General features: G+C 38.8%; 7 protein-coding genes and 2 pseudogenes. 3 read left to right on the top strand and 6 right to left on the bottom strand.

The window, feature by feature from the left end; genetic code table 11:
• Positions 1 to 106: 106 nt before the first annotated feature.
• The 5 genes from XDD1_RS17700 to XDD1_RS17680 all read right to left on the bottom strand — a co-directional run bounded on the left by XDD1_RS17700 (position 107) and on the right by XDD1_RS17680 (position 7,953).
• On the bottom strand, positions 107 to 1,993 hold the full coding sequence (locus tag XDD1_RS17700) for an RCC1 domain-containing protein (protein ID WP_148886135.1): 1,887 nt from the start codon (positions 1,991 to 1,993) through the stop codon (positions 107 to 109).
• A 10-nt stretch (positions 1,994 to 2,003) separates the two neighbouring features.
• Complete coding sequence (locus XDD1_RS17695; RefSeq protein ID WP_045973153.1) at positions 2,004 to 3,581, bottom strand: hypothetical protein; 1,578 nt, start codon at positions 3,579 to 3,581, stop codon at positions 2,004 to 2,006.
• 140 nt (positions 3,582 to 3,721) lie between these two features.
• Positions 3,722 to 4,948, bottom strand: a complete 1,227-nt coding sequence (locus tag XDD1_RS17690; RefSeq protein WP_045973152.1) for a hypothetical protein — start codon at positions 4,946 to 4,948, stop codon at positions 3,722 to 3,724.
• A 47-nt stretch (positions 4,949 to 4,995) separates the two neighbouring features.
• Positions 4,996 to 6,531: a hypothetical protein gene (locus XDD1_RS18545; protein WP_052705743.1), complete on the bottom strand. Its 1,536-nt coding sequence runs from the start codon at positions 6,529 to 6,531 to the stop codon at positions 4,996 to 4,998.
• Positions 6,532 to 6,672: 141 nt separating this feature from the next.
• The gene (locus tag XDD1_RS17680) at positions 6,673 to 7,953 is read right to left on the bottom strand and encodes a hypothetical protein (protein ID WP_045973151.1); all 1,281 of its coding nucleotides are present in this window, start codon (positions 7,951 to 7,953) and stop codon (positions 6,673 to 6,675) included.
• Positions 7,954 to 7,973: 20 nt separating this feature from the next.
• Here XDD1_RS17680 and XDD1_RS17675 point away from each other — a divergent pair.
• A pseudogene (locus tag XDD1_RS17675) lies at positions 7,974 to 9,010 on the top strand (IS630 family transposase).
• 96 nt (positions 9,011 to 9,106) lie between these two features.
• On the opposite strand, the gene XDD1_RS18540 reads toward XDD1_RS17675, so the two are convergent.
• Positions 9,107 to 12,874, bottom strand: coding sequence for an inverse autotransporter beta domain-containing protein (locus XDD1_RS18540; RefSeq protein WP_052705742.1), 3,768 nt, complete (start codon positions 12,872 to 12,874; stop codon positions 9,107 to 9,109).
• A gap of 375 nt (positions 12,875 to 13,249) precedes the next feature.
• On the opposite strand from XDD1_RS18540, the pseudogene XDD1_RS17665 reads away from it, so the two are divergent.
• Both XDD1_RS17665 and XDD1_RS17660 read left to right on the top strand, forming a co-directional pair.
• Positions 13,250 to 14,232 (top strand): annotated as a pseudogene (locus tag XDD1_RS17665) (IS30 family transposase).
• A 137-nt stretch (positions 14,233 to 14,369) separates the two neighbouring features.
• On the top strand, positions 14,370 to 16,253 hold the full coding sequence (locus XDD1_RS17660; RefSeq protein WP_045973149.1) for a hypothetical protein: 1,884 nt from the start codon (positions 14,370 to 14,372) through the stop codon (positions 16,251 to 16,253).
• Positions 16,254 to 16,289 lie beyond the last annotated feature (36 nt).

Below are 16,289 nucleotides of genomic sequence, written 5' to 3'. Positions count from 1 at the left end.
AAAAGCACAGTTTTAAATCGATTTGCACCGAATTTGGGAGTGACAACAACTCAAGTGCACCATAATAGTGCACTTGAGGGCTGCCAATGATTATTGGTAGCCAAAATTATTCGTAATAACTAATGTTGCCATCAAGATACTGTTGTACAGAGCTGCTATTTCCGCCTCCGGCATAATCTCCCCAAGTAATGACTTTATTATCTTGTGTCAGAGCAGCAAATGCTTTCCCGGTCGCGTAGATAGCTCTTACATTTTTAAGCTGATTCTGCACTGCGGAAGAGTCACCGCCATATTCAAGTGATCCCCAAGTGGTGACAGTACCATCTTTGTGCAATGCGGCGGAGGCTTTTGCTGAACATGTCACTTGAACGACATTTTCTAATCCATCTATAACGACCATGCTGACTTGGAGTACGGAGTTGATTTCTCCGACAGTACCATCCATCAATCTTGACTCAAGAGTCGTTCTATTACCTGATATATCTGAAACAGATGAGTATGGAGACCCCTCTGCAAGGAAGGCGCTTTCAAAAATCGATAGAGTTATATCAGAGGGGTTGCGGTAACCGATGCCTGTACGAGGCGTCCTGTAATCCCATCCTATGGCAGGGACAATTTGTGCGATCTGAGCTACTCCGTCTACGTATTGCGGTTGGCCAACTATTGTTGAGGGTAGCCAGGGCCAATAATTTGTCGTTCCATCTTGCTTTATAATGATAAAAGTGTCTAAGACAGGGATAATGCCACGGAGATTTCTGTAGGATTCATCTTCTTGTCTCTCCATCCAACCCACCATGTTATTATGCCTGGTTGCTTGGGCTGGTCTGCTAACTATCAAGGATGACATCGCAGTTTCAGTATTAAAGGCAAGGACAGCAATATCATTTCCGAGAAGGAGAGTCTTCTCAGGGGGGCCTAATCTGGGAACAATATAGGGGCCAAAAGGCAATGCACCACCGGGTATCCAAGGGTTTCCCCAGGTACAGCCAGTTCCATCAGACCTTAGCGCGATAAAACAGGTGTTTCCCGCCGCAATATCAACGTAATCCGCGCCAGGGCAATAAGATGCGTAAATCGTATCATTTTCTGGTACTCCCCAAAGTGACAGGCTTCCATTATTTTTCAGGGCCAGGTAGCCGTATCCAGAGGCGAAAACTTTTTTTACGTCATTATCAACATGACCAGAATTTGCCGGATTCATATTTCCCCAAGTGACAAGGCTATTGTCATTGAGCAATGCCGCAAAACTAGAGGAAAAACTTTCCGGGGCACAAAACGGGGGTTGCCAATCATATAAGTGTGGTTTTATGTAGACAGAATCAGATGTTCCGCCATTACCAAAGATATTAAGGGGTTGAATTACGCGATGATATTTTTTATCAAGAGAGTAAACGGATATTTTGATACTTGGTGAAGTATCATAAAAAGTCGAGCTTTGAATAACACCAAAATTACCATTGGTATATTGCCAACTGATATCGACTTTGGGCGGTTCCATATATTCCCACAAGACTTCAACGGGTTCCAAGGTTTCCTTATCCAAGGCAACCAGGCACTGCGGCCCGTAGAGAGCGTTAGCCGTACTATAAAGTGTGGTGCGTGCCCCCATGACGATAAAGGCGCAGTCATCTGTGGGCGGTATGACGGGGGGTTTAGTTGATGCTTGGTCAACAACGGTGATATTAATCTTAGGGGAGTATAATAGGTTACCGTAGGTTTCCTCTATATAATAAACAGAATATTGCCCGACGGGGATTTTGTTTTTTGGAATGTTAATCGTGAAATAAGATGAATTTAAATCACTGCCTTTAACAACATAGGGGTCAATCTTAATTTGATTGAAATAAATAGTGAGTTCATCATTGATAGAGACATTAGGATAGGTATCGATTTCAACAACAATATAATCACCATTCAATTTTTCCAAATCTAACGTATTGTTAGTGGATTGTGGGAGCCTTGGGCTGGATAATTTATTATTTATATTAGACATATTTTCCTCTCTAATTATTATGTTCTTCGTCACAATCATCTGCACCATTCGCAGAAGTCACTATTCTTCCCGTCCAAGTACTAGAAGAAGAGCCAGCAGCTTGATAACTAAATTGAATAAGACCAGCATGACAATTTTGATATTCGTGGCATCCTGAAACATAATGTTTAGGTATTTCTATGGTAAGAATTGCGGTCTGACCATCGCCATTAGGGTCAGGTTTATCAGGCATCTTTTTACTAAGCACCTGGTTGACATGTCTGGGGTTTGATTTGATAAGCAAAGTGAGTTTCACTTGACTACCTAATGGAGGTTTTGTTTTATCAGTAACATCATTCGTTCCTGTAATTTGAACAAATAGTGCGGCATCATTAGCATTATTCTTATGCTGAGATATTGCCGGGCAATTAACAATATTATTTGGATCTATGTTTTCACAATTATCAGGGTCAGCTTCTTGTATAATATTATTGGGTGAGTTTGTTCCAAAGCTAGAATAAACCACGCATTTATCATAATACGTCGGTTTAGGCCAGGATTCTCCCGTGTATGTCAATTTTAGTGAATTTGAATATAACGTTTCTCCACTTGAGAGAAAAACCAAATAGGAAAACTCAGAGGCCACGCCTATTTGAAACATATTATAAGGCAAAGATATGCTTGAATAATTACCAAGCTCATTTAATCCTACAAGAATATGATCGTATATTGTGGTCTTTCCATCAATACAGAATTTAATAATATCCCCAACTTGTGCATCAGGATAAAGAGGCACATTAACCAGAAAATTGGTTTGATTATGAGTGGTTAATTCTCCTCCATTTTCAAACCCATCAATCGCGGGGGCAGGGAGATAATTACCTGAACTTACGGGTTTATTGTTGACAATATGCAGTGGGCTATCCGCTATTACCTCGCTTGTTATGCCAAAGACTTGCGTGTATAACTCAAGAGTGACTGGTTGCATCTCTTTAGCATAAACATAAAAAATTAAATTACCAGATTGATTTGAAGATAATAAAACTCCCTCCCTGTATTGATATTTTTCGATATCAATTTTAGTGCTGTTATCATTTCCATATAAATCTATTTTTTCTATATCGTTAGGCGATGATGCAGAGATAAAAACAAAAAGGCGGGGTATGGGATTACTATGTTGATCTTTAATTCTCGCCATAACGCGAGTTCTGGATTCGCCATTGTTTCCATCAGGGGGTAAATTAGGTTGGCTAGGAACATCTAAATAAGATTTGTCATAATAAAGCCTTAACGAATCATTATTTAATGTCCTTGCCGTATACTCGACACTTTGTGGGGGAAAATTGATATTACCTGAGATGGAAAAACCAAATCTGACATAATCCCCATCGGTCATATTTGATGACATTTCCAAATAAAGGATGAATAATTCAGGGGATTCATCAGAATGGGTTGTGTCTAGTAATGTGACATTATGAGTATTGTCCAGATAGACAGTGGTATCAGGTGATATTTTATCATTAGATTTTAAAGTAACATGAAGTACTAATCTTTGCCCAATGATAACACTAGAACCCGAAGGAATAGAGACCTCAATTTGGTTGCTCATTATATTACCTCAATCAGAATATATATACCCTATAAACTTCAAGTTGCAACTCGCAAGGCGAAAGCAGTTTATGATCTCCCCGCAGCGCGAGGAGATAACAAATTCATCTTGAAGTGTGAAGAGTATAAGTCAATTTAACTTCACTCAATATCTGGGGTGTCTATATATCCTTCCCATATATTGCCATATGTGACACCATTATCAGAATCTTTCCCTATTTGATAATCAAAATAAATATCCCCGCCTCTGTTTGGATAAGATAAACAATGGGTTAAAAGATGATGAGGTATATTAAATATCACTTTAGCCGTATTATCACTGCTGTCGGGAACAAAAGGCATGGTTTTTTCAAAGGTATGAGTCACGGTTCTTGACTTGGAGTTAATATATAAATTTAAATATATAGTTGATCCCAGCGGTACTTTTCCTTTACCTGCTGCATCTTTTTCGCCTGTAATTTGGACAAATAACCCCGCATTATCTGGAGGGTTATTCCGATAATTAGATATTTCAGTACTGTTAACATAATTCCATTGTTCTAAAATATTTTCATCAGAAACGCCTACGCTGTTGTAGACTATACACGTATCATATGCTCTATCAACGTCAGTCCAGGGCTTATTGTATGGGTTTCCGTGATAAATTAAATCCATCACTTGGGATGCAGCCATATACCCTGATCGGATGATGGAATAAGAAAATCTTGAAAGCTCATTCTTATTAAAGATACAGTAAGGTAAATCAATAGCAGTTAAGTCATCTTCGTTTTCAATTTGAATGGAAATTTTGGTATAAATATCATTGACAAAGAATAAGATATGATCCCCAGGTTTAAAGTCTGCATATTTTACTATTCCTATTGTAAACTTACTTTTTCCATTCGATTTTAGATCTTCGCCGTGAAAATTAAATATTTCAGGCTCTGTTAATTCTTTAGGGGTACTCTCTAATGCGTGATTAGCACAATATATCGTATATTTTGCATTAATTTTATCGGTAGAGCCTATGACTTGAGCGGTCAGATTGATGATTAATGATTCTGCCATAATAGGGTAGATATAAAACTTGATGTTGCCATCTTGATCGGTCGTGACATCAAATCCATTACTTCCCTTTTCAATAATAATTTCTTTATTATCAGCATCATAAATTTTTGCTTTTTGTAAGTTATCTATTAAATCATCTGATATATGTACTTTAAGATCAGGTAGCGGCGTCCCACTGACATTTCGTACCTTGGATGTTACTGTGGCGTACTGTACTTTTTTCTGTCCACCTGATTGATCAGGGAATTCCAGAAATGGGTTATCAATATCCAATTCCAGTGTCCTAATATCGATGTCTTCTTTTTTCAAATAAGAGTTCATAAAATTTTCCTTGTGAAAATGCAAATAATTTGATTCAAGATTATATGTTATAAATCAATTTCATCATCCCCAATGGGGATACCTATTCTAACCGTATCTATCTCTGCCTCCCAAACATGACCATAACCAATTTCATCACTATTCTTTGATGTAAAACTATAATCAAATTTAATATCACCGGAATCGATATCAACAAGATCATCATAGTTAATATTGAACTGCAAAATGCCATTTCCGGGCATGATATCTTTCATTGATTGAATCGGCGGGTTTTTATTATGAGAGCGAATATAGATATTCAATGTGACTTCGGCACCTAAAGGCACTTTGGTATTATTATTCCCGGTATTACCCGAAATCTCGACAATTAAGCCAGTGATATTGGCAGGAGGGTATGAACGGATATAATCATAATTAATCATGCTATCTGCGGGTATAATGGTTTTGGCACTGGTCATAACAATGCTGGCATCATATTTTCTGGTCACATTTGGATCGGGTTCATAGATAACTCCTCCCTTGTAAGTTAAACGTAACACGTCAGATGGGATCATTTCTCCTGCATGTTGTCTAATGACGACATAAGAAAATCGCGATAATTCGTTTTCTTTGAAGATACTATAAGGTAATTTAATGAAATAACTGCCTAGTTGTTTTGGGTTTTTAAGTGTTTTATAAATTCCTGTAAAATTAATATTGACAAAGAATAGAATATTATCACCAATTTCTGGATTGATATAGGGGTTTATTCTGACGGAAAATAGAGGCGAACCATCTGAGATTAAATTGCCCCGATTAAAGCCTAAAATTCTGGGTTGTTGTAACGGAGATTCAACCGCGAATGGATCACTGTTAACAACGTAATAAGTATCGTTGGCAACGGTTTGATGAGTTACTCCTATGATCTGAGCGTATAGATTAAGAATAAGTGATAATCCCTCAATGGGATAAATATAAAATATAATCCCCCCATCCTTGTCTGAAAGTAATGTAAACCCATCATTGCCTGATGGCATTTTTGTGTCTATTTTTTGTGTATCCTTGTTCGTATCAAGATAGATATTAACTTTTTCAAAGGTGCCATTTGTATCATTAGTGATAAAGACCGGCACCCCCGACAATGCTTTTCCGTCTAAATCTTTGATGGTGGTAGAGACTTTTGTTTGTATGCCGTTAGGCGGATTATTATCTGCTACCGGCATCGTTTGAAAAGGGTGTTCTACATTAAAAGCCAGTGATTTTGGATCAATGCTTCTTGCTAAGTACTGTACCTTTTTGGAAAAAACCTGCTGAGGATTATTGGTATCAGTTGCTTGTATTGTAAAGGTTATTGGCGTATTTTCAGTGATTTGATCTGATACTTTAAGCGCTATAGTGGCACTGTATTGATTATTTCCGCCATCAGAAGTTGCGAGCATAGTGATAGGATTTTTTGGGACATTAATATGCGTGGCAGAGTTAAAGGAAAGAATTATATTGCCAATTGCTGTCGTATCTAACGCTAAAGTGACAGTCAACTCAAACCGTTGACCTATTATCAAGTCAGAATTATCGGGTACTGAAATACTCAATGCACTATTCATCTCATTACCTTGTTTTATTATTATGGTATGTATTTATTATCTCCCCGCAGCACGGGGAGATAATAAGCGGCTGTCGTCTTGCAACTTGAAGTTTATAGGTTCTATTTATCAGAATTAAATTAGTCCACTATATTATTGATATTAGTTATCATCACTCCCAATGGGAACCCCGAGTCGTACCGTATCAATTCTACCCTCCCAAATTTTGCCATAACCATTAATGGACTCACCATGCGGGCCGGTATTTGATGTAAATTGATAATCGAATTCAATACTACCGGCTGCGCCATTATCGTATGCATCGATATCAATAAGATCATGGTAGTCAATATTAAATAGTAAAGAACCACTTGCAGGCATCGGTTGTGATAGGGATTTACTCGGTGGATTTTTGTTATAAGAACGTATATACATATTTAATGTGACCATAGCACCGATTGGGACTTTATTTTTTTCCTGACCGGTGGCATCACCCAAAATTTCGATAAATAATCCCCTTTTCCCTTGACTATTTGGATAACTTTTTATTGCATCATAATTAATGACACTATTCTGAGGCAGGGTCGTTTTTACACTAGTCATAACGGTGCAGGTATCATAATCTCTTTGCATGTACGGCACAGGCTTATATATTACACCGCCCTTATAAGTTAAAGGCAATTCCTCAGAGGGTAAAATACTGCCATCATAGGCACTAATAACAACATAAGAAAAAGTGGATGGTTGATTTTCTTTGCCATTAAATATGCTATAAGGCAGGCTAATGGTATAGGAATTTAATTGTTTTTTATTTTTAAGGGTTATTTGTTGATTAGTATATTGTCCGTTGACATAAAATAATATATTGTCACCAGCCGTTGCGTTAAGATATTTTTCTATCTCTACCAGAAAGGTGAAGGAACCATCCGAGACAAAATCACCTTGCAAAAATCCCAAAATTTTGGGTAATCTCAAAGGATACATTATCTTATTTGGATTAGGATCAATAATATAACAGGTGGTATTAGCATGAGTTTGGTAAGTGGATCCCGTTATTTGGGAATATAAGTTAATTGCGAGTGATAATCCTTTAATTGGATAAAGATAGAATGTAATTATTCCGCTGCTATCTGAAAGTAAGGTAAATCCATCACTTCCTGATGGCAGTGTGGTATTTATTTTTTGAGCGCTTGCGGTATTGCTATCATAAATATTAACTTGTGAGAAATCACCATCATGGTCACTTGTTATAAACACAGGAACACCGGATAATGTAGCACCACTGAGGCTTTTAATGGTTGTCGATATTTGAGTATGTGAACCCTTCGGCGGACTATTCTCTGCCTTCGGTGTATCTTGAATAGGCTTGTTGATTGTGAGGACCAATGATGCCGGATCGATAATATACCAATCGCCATTGAAGATGCTTGATTTCTTATCCAAACCCGATCATGCTTGCAATCATGAAAATTCATCTGACACCAGAACAAAAACGTGCCCTCGAATTGATGCATGATACCACTCGTGATAGTCGAGTCTGTGATCGCATCAAGGCCGTGCTTTTGGCGTCAGAGGGCTGGACAGCTCAGATGATTGCTCAGGCCTTACGTATTCATGAAACTACGGTAAGCCGTCACCTAAAAGATTTCATCGCGCAGGAAAAACTCACCCCCGAAAATGGCGGTTCTGAAAGCCATCTCTCTGCCAAACAAACCGCCGATCTGGTTGATTATTTGACGGCAAATTTGCTGCATACGACCGCTCAAATTGTGGATTATGTACGAGCTCGTTGGCAGGTGTCTTTCAGCGTGGGAGGCATGACGAAATGGCTTCACCGACAAGGTTTCAGCTACAAAAAGCCAAAGGGCGTTCCTCATAAATTCGATGCGGATAAGCAGCAACAATTTATTGATGACTACCAGTCTCTGAAAGACCGGGCAGGTCAGAATGAACCTATCCTATTTATTGATGCGGTGCATCCTTCGCAGTCCACAAAGCTCAGCTATGGTTGGATGAAAGCGGGGAAAAATCAGGTAAAAGTGGTCGAAACCACCGGCAGTCGTACCCGTCTCAATCTTCTGGGCGCCCTCAATTTACAACGAATTGAAGACACCGTGATCCGTGAATACCCGAGTATCAATGCCGAAAATTCGCGTATTTTTTCGGCGCTATTAGAGAAACTTACCCACTTCTCTAAAAAATTCATATTATTCTGGATGGGGCGGGTTACCACCGGGCAGAATTGGTGAAAGAGGTGGCATATGTCCTTAATATTGAACTGCATTACCTACCGCCTTACAGCCCAAACCTCAATCCAATAGAGCGATTGTGGAAGTATATGAATGAGCAAGTACGTAACAATGTTTATTTTCCGGATGCGAAGACATTCCGTGAAACCCTTCGTCACTTTTTTCATGTCACTTTGCCAGAAAAAGCGAAAGAACTCACGACTAGACTGACTGACAACTTTCAGATTTTAAAACCTGCATCTTCAAGTTAGATTGGTATAGCCCACTAAGTTTTGTTAGAGTTGATTGTTAATAACAAGTTTAGTCAATAAAAATACTATGGTTAAGATATATTATTGTTACGGTGTTTAAGTATAGTTACAAACCAATAAGCCTTTACTGTCAATGTCTGTATCAATTGTGTTTGTAGCAACATCATAGATATTAAAAACAGGTTTTTTATCTTGATCAATTCCTACCTGAACTTTAATTTTGGCTTCATTCTCTTGTATTACTTTGGCGTCATTAAATAATCCCCACTTAAAAAGATTATTAAATTCACCTGTGACCGTCGTTGGGCCATAAGAACTTTTAAGATCTTCTATGGTAATGTCAGGCAAACCCACACTACCATCAGTATTAGTTATACAACTTTGGCCATCGTTAGTAGAATGATATTTGTGATCTGAGTCTGATTGCTTAATATATCTTTGAATATGTAATGGATATTCGTATAAAAATAGTCTGCCGTCTGACTTTTTAATATTGGCGACTATCGTTACTGTTCCTTTTGCTCTTATGGCTATGGGGGCTTTAGTTTCATCATGAGCAGGGTCAAAAAAATTAAGATAGTCAGATTTTTTATCCTTATAGGTATAAGATGTTTCGTTTTGATCAAACGGCTTGCCTTCTGATTTTGGATCTCTTAATTCAGCGTATAGACTGGGGAAATAATTATATGGGCCGGGTTCAGAAAAGGATTTATAAACACTTTTATCAAATTGATTGTAGACATACAGCACTGCTGGTTGAGAAACAGCAGCAAAAGTCACTGAATTATCCTGATTTGTCTTCTGAATCTCATTCCCTCCCTTTTGAGTCGGTATTGTTAATGTCACATTAATCTCTTTATAAACCCCAACATGACTGTCTAATGTTGCATATAAATAGCCTTTGTCATTTGTTTTCAATGAAACAGGTTTAGGTTCAGGTAAATCTGTTGTGTCAATCTGGCTATCATGAGTCCATTGCACATTAGTGAATGGATATTTATCAAGTATCTTTGTGCTGCCTTTATACGAAATCTTCGCCCTATATATATATTTCCCTTTCCCATCACCAGTCAATGGATTGCTCGGATCAAACTTTTCCAGAGGGTCTTTAGAATCTTCTTTCCATGTCCCTTTTCTGTCAACGCCATAAAGCTCAACACTGTTGATTTCAAAATCCACTGGCGGAGAGGTAAAATCTACCGTCGTCTCCTGAGCGCCAACCCCATCCACGGAGGCTTGTACAGTCACTTTCTGAACCTGAGTACTGGTTAATTTTGTGACCGCTTCACCATTCGTGTTGCTGGTACTCGTTACCGGATCAAGCGTTACCGCCTCCTTATGGGGAGCATCGATTATCGTCCAGTTAACTGTCTTACCCGGTTCCAATTTTTGACCAGTAGCATCCTTGACAGTGACGGTAAGGGTATAAGATTCATTTACCAATATCGATTTTGTTGGTTGAACGTTTATTGGCGATATCTGTTCCGGTTTGAAATCTACAGGTTTTGCCTGAACGGACTTGTGGCTTCCCACCGTCAGTGAAACCAAAACCCCGTTAAATGCCTTATTACTGGTTAAGGTCGCGGTTAATTTCCCGTCCCCGTGTATTTCCTTATCGGATTGATTCAAGTCAAATTTGTCAATCTCTTTTGGATGCTCTATCTTCCAGAACGCATTCGTTAGTTTTTTATTTTGAACGGGTTTTTCATCCCCTCCCACAATAACCGCCGTATAGGTATATTCTTGCTGCCCATCTGCCGTTAAAGTCCCTGACGGATCAACCTGAATCTCCCCGTCAATATGATAATCTTGGGTATCCGCACTCTCCGCAGTAAAAGACACCGGTTGTTCTGCCGGCACCGGTTTTTGGCTGCCAATTGCCAGTGAAACCATGACATCCTTGATTGCCACAGTACTGGCCAAGGTGGTCGTTAATATTCCTTCGTCATCCGTTGTGACTTCGCCATTTGATGGATGCCAAATCAGCCCGGTTTGATCCTTATCTTTGCTCCAGTTCACATTCGCGATTTTTTGTTTTTTCACCGGGTTGTTATTGGCATCCCGAATAACCGCGCCGTAGGTGTAAGTGTGAGCGCCATTGGCGATGAGTGACGGTACTGCCGGTGAAACGGTGACTTTATCCACGTGAAAACCGGCCGGTTTTTCACCAAAACTGACTTCACCCACGAATTGCGGCGGCTGGCCATCCAGTTGCAGAGATACTTTGACGCTTTTATGTGGCTGGGTACTGGTTAAGACGGGTTTGCGCTTGAAATGCCCATTTTCATCAATTTCAACCGCGTCTGATTGTTCCCAGTCAATAAACTGCAAGCCAGAATCCGGGCCGGTTTTCGGATCGGTTAACCACTGTACTTGGCTAATGGTGGCATTTTGTATCGGTTTATGATTGGCTGTATCAAAGGTAATTACCGGATTAAACGTATATCCGTCCTTTTTATCCCCCGTTGCCGGTAGTGGCCCCGCCGGGGTGAAGTTAGGTGTTTCCCGTTTTTGCAGCATAAAGGGGCGGACAATTATGCGCATTTCAGCGGGCGCTGACTTCTGGTTATTTTCCAGTTCAGCAAGGGCATAGATGGGGTAATTGTTATTTTGGTTGTCGCCGGATAAATATTTCGGCAGGGTGACAGTGATGGTATTTCCGACACGGGAAGAGAGTTTGCCGCCGTGCTTTGTAAAATCTTCGTTCGTTGCCCAGTGAACCTGCTTAACGGCAGTATTGGAAGATAGCTTAACCGTAATATCGCGCTTTTCCTCCTGACTGTATCCGGTGATGATTTCCGGTAAGGAGAGTTGGACGATGGGAATTTTCTGGTGATCCAGCACAATATTATTATTTCGTTCCACCAAATCATAACGGCTGCCCGCCAGTGTCCGCATTGCGGCCACATTTTCGGGTGATAACTGCACATTCAGGGGTACGCCCAGTTTATAACTTAAATTTGCCAGAAACTGCGTTTCACTGTGCCCGCTTCCCCCTTGTTTATAATCCACGCCCAGAGTAAAGAGTGGAACAGGCGTATAAGTCAGCCCCAGTTTAGCCAGATTGGGGTTTTTCTGTTTAGTATCACGATTGAATAAGGTCACGTTGTCGCCAAAATATTGCTCATAGGCCAATTTTGCCCCCAGATTCGGGTAAGCAGGCAAGAAAAACTCCCCATTAATGTCATAACCGTTGGCAGGGCGTTCATGGTAGTCCTTAAAATTCCGTGAGTTCTGCCAATTACTTAAACGGTAATAAGTATTGGCGGAAAATTTAATGTAGTCTCCCCATATCTCTCCTCCCAAGCCTAGGCGCTGATTTTTACCCGTAAGATCGTAGTCATAGAAGGTATTCAGGCCATACATCCAGTCCTGATAAAAATAACGCCCGCCTAATCCCGCGTTAATGGTATTCCGGCTATCTTTGTTGCGATAGCCAAGTTGGGAAAAGAACAACCAATCGGCTTTATTGTCATAAAGCGGCAGTAATAAATCGATTGCGTTGTTTTTTAGGGTTCCTTTTCTATCCAGCCCAAAGTTAATTCTGGCCGTCCCAAATTGGGATAGCCATTTTTGTGTTTCGGAAGAGATGGTGCTGTTAAATTTGCCCACGGCGTAGGACTTGGCTTGTTCTGCCAGTTCTGAAGGTGAAGAGGATAGAATATTACTTGCTGCTTGGATGTTTCTGGCAATGGCATTTGGTGTATCAGAATCAGAGGCTTGGTTGTTTTTTCTATTTTTATTTAAATCACCGACTCTGGTATCTGTATTGTCTATTTCCTGAGGATATACTCTTCCTGCTTTTATGTTACTATCAGCAATGGAATTCGTTATAGATGATGGTAATAATAGACTCAGTATCATGAAAAAACATTTTATTAAAATATGAGTTCATATATCTCTCTCAGGATTTTTTTGGAAAAATTACTATTCTTACTCAATAGATGATCTAGAATCACATCATGATTTCTTGTATAGCATATAGCCCACTATTTCACGTAATTACAAATAGTTATCAATTAATTATAAAAATTAATCGCATGATGATTTTTATTGTTTATATTAACTTGCCATAAATATAACTCACTATCACTAAATTAAAACATAAAATACAACAAATTTATCTTTTTCATTCGTGACTAGTAAAATTAATACTTGGATTCGCATAGTAAGTGCAATTTCTAAGAAAGGCGGTCAGTTGCTATAGTAGGCATCTTTCTCGCCAAAGGAAAATGCACTATGGCCTATACGCAACTGACCGAAACAGAAAGATACCAGATTTTCGGCTTAAAAGAAGCCGGTTTTACACAACGTTTTATTGCAACGTCGCTTAATCGGGCCCCATCAACAATTAGCCGGGAATTGAGACGAAACCGGGAAGCCGAGAAATATGAACCTGAACAAGCTCAGCGTAAAGCATTAGAACGCCGTCATTCTAAGTAAAAGCCGTAAAAATCACGCCAGAGATAACAAAGTGGATAAAACAGTTAATTTGGCAAGATTTAAGTCCGGAACAAGTTGTGGGTTATCTCAAGCGGGAAGCGAAAATCTCTTTACATCATGAAACAATTTATCGATTGATTTATAAAGATAAAATAAATGGCGGTGATTTATGGCAACATCTTAGGATAGCGAAAAAACCGTATCGTAAACGCTATGGAAGCCATGAGCACAGAGGAAAAATTAAAAACAGAGTCAGTATTGATAATCGCCCAAAAATTGTTGATAAAAAGCAGCGTATTGGGGATTGGGAAGGGGATACTATCGTTGGCAAAGATCGTAAAAGTGCCTTATTGACTTTAGTTGAACGAAAATCGTTATTTACGATCATCATTAAACTTGAAGATAAAACAGCAGAAGGTGTTGCCAAAGCGGCGACAAGACATTTATCGATGATAAAACATAAAGTTAAAACAATTACCTTTGATAACGGACTCGAATTTGCCGAACACGAACGGATCGGTAAAAATTTAGAGACAAAAATTTATTTTGCTCATCCGTATTCCCCTTGGGAAAGAGGGATAAATGAGAACATAAATGGATTAATCAGAGATTACTTCCCAAAAGGAACCGATTTTAATAAGGTATCAGAGCGGGAGGTTAACCTTGTGGCAAACCGACTAAATAATCGACCACGTAAGACACGAGATTATAAAACACCGAATGAGTTATTTACAGGAACCCCAACTCATTTACTTCGTTCATTACGGTGTTGCGCTTAATATGCGAATCCAAGATAACAATCATAAAAGTGATAACTTATTTTCATTGGCCAAACGCAATCTATTTTGTATATGGTGAGATCTCAATTTAAAAATAAATATTTATAATAATTATTAATGAAAAAGGATTAATTGCTATGAACAACTATCAATTACCCCCTCCTATTTTGCCCCAAGCCAAAAATAATGTTTTAGATAAATCTCAATTACAAGGAGAGGATATTAAAGTCAAAATCTCAACTTCCCCACCCGTTAGGCTTTTGGGCGGTGAAACGATCATTGTCAATTTTACTCATGGCGATATCTCTGTCAGTACCAAGAAAAAAGTAGACAGTAACTTTGATCAATATATTGAAGTAGATATTTCTTCAACAGAAATCATCGCACAAGAGTATCAAGTCAGTTATCAAATTCTGGCTAAGTTCGACGACAACACGGTTTACTCAGAAACGGTGACTATCACCGTTGTTGATCAAGCATCAAATAACAAAATCAGCACTTCTGTAAAATCTGGCTCAGATGTCATCATAGGACAATATCTTACTCTTGATATTACGTTAACATCGGATAATGTTATTTCACCTGATGCTAATATCAATATAACGACGATATCGGGTATCGAACTGCAAAGAAATATTCCGCCGATAACGCTTTATGATGGAGGGAAAAGGGGCGTTGTGACTGTTGAGTTGTATGTTGATGAGGGTGGGCTTGAAAATAGTGCGGTTCAGTTTGATATTGAACCGAATGCAGAAGCAGTAGGGTTTGATAAAGTCAGTATGTTATATTACGCTCAAACTGTTGATGTCTCTTCCATGCAGTTTAATGTCGGGCATGATTATATCAAAGTGCCGACTGCTATTAACATTCCTCCAAATGGTCATTATTATACCAAAATTAGTACGACACTTAAAAATCGGGATGGGAAAAAGAGCTTATCGGGTACTCCGGTTAATATCATTGATACCAGAAATAATTTTGATAAAGTTGATTTTTATTCTTCGGATAAAAAAGAAAAATTACAAGTCAGGCGGATAGGCGCTAAAAAAGGCTTGATCATTAATACAGATTCGAATGGTCGATTGGTTTTTTATGTTTATGCTAAACAAGATAGTGCGGTCGTTCTTCAGCTTTTTTCGAAGATCAGTGGTGTTACACCCGAGATTGAGGCCAAGAAAACGTTATATATCATCGATAGTGAGAAAACCGATCCCAATTATTCACTCGATGCTCCTATTATTCCAGAGGAGAATCAAGGTGTTTTACGTTCTGAGGGCGGCTCTACGACATTCTCTGTGGTGATACCCGAATATGCTAATGCTCAGTATGGTGACAGTATCTTTTTCTTTATTAATGGATTAATGGTTGATCAACCTTTTCCTTCAGAGCCTGAGAAATTAGGCACTCCCTTTATACAGTTACCTTATGATATTTTTCTGAACCCCGATACACCGGTTGATTTTAATTACAGTGTCATTAAAAATAATGCAGATAGATTCGTATCAGATTCAATTCAGGTGAAATATGTCAAAGATGAAACACCTTTAAATGATGTTTTCGATAAATGTCAGGTTTATTCCAGTGCAGGCGTTGATGATAATAATCTAGTGACAGAGGATAAAATTATAGACTGTAATATTATCTCTAATTATAAAAATAACAAGGATGATGCGGGATTATTTGTTAAAATCACCGGGACGAGCGACTCTAGTGATACGGCAAAAGTACCGTTAGGATCTGAAGTCACTCTGTATTTGCATATTGTAGCAAACAAGAAGAAATTAGATCTTCCTATTACAGTAACCATGCCGAGTGATGTTGGTTCTGATAATAAAACGAATACGAAAATAATCGGTATTTATCAAACGCATCTTGCTGGAAACGGTATCCTTGATGCTAATGACCCAGGGCAGATCTATTTTTCTTATTCAATTAAAAAAGAGGGTCAATTGATTAATAGTAAGGTTTGGCAAGGAAGTATCGATACCAAGCCAGCCTGGATATGGTCTGATTGTGATTAATATCAGAATGCTATTAATTTAGGTTTGTATATTAAT

The sequence above is a fragment of the Xenorhabdus doucetiae genome (assembly GCF_000968195.1).
In the GTDB taxonomy this organism is placed as follows: domain Bacteria; phylum Pseudomonadota; class Gammaproteobacteria; order Enterobacterales; family Enterobacteriaceae; genus Xenorhabdus; species Xenorhabdus doucetiae.
Note: the sequence above shows the minus strand (reverse complement) of the source record. Positions and strands in the feature narration are given on the sequence as shown.

Excerpts from the sequence above, each read along its gene's own strand:
- XDD1_RS17695 (WP_045973153.1), bottom strand. The coding sequence starts at position 3,581 with ATGAGCAACCAAATTGAGGTCTCTATTCCTTCGGGTTCTAGTGTTATC.
- XDD1_RS17700 (WP_148886135.1), bottom strand. The coding sequence starts at position 1,993 with ATGTCTAATATAAATAATAAATTATCCAGCCCAAGGCTCCCACAATCC.
- XDD1_RS18545 (WP_052705743.1), bottom strand. The coding sequence starts at position 6,531 with ATGAATAGTGCATTGAGTATTTCAGTACCCGATAATTCTGACTTGATA.
- XDD1_RS17660 (WP_045973149.1), top strand. The coding sequence starts at position 14,370 with ATGAACAACTATCAATTACCCCCTCCTATTTTGCCCCAAGCCAAAAAT.
- XDD1_RS17690 (WP_045973152.1), bottom strand. The coding sequence starts at position 4,948 with ATGAACTCTTATTTGAAAAAAGAAGACATCGATATTAGGACACTGGAA.
- XDD1_RS18540 (WP_052705742.1), bottom strand. The coding sequence starts at position 12,874 with ATGATACTGAGTCTATTATTACCATCATCTATAACGAATTCCATTGCT.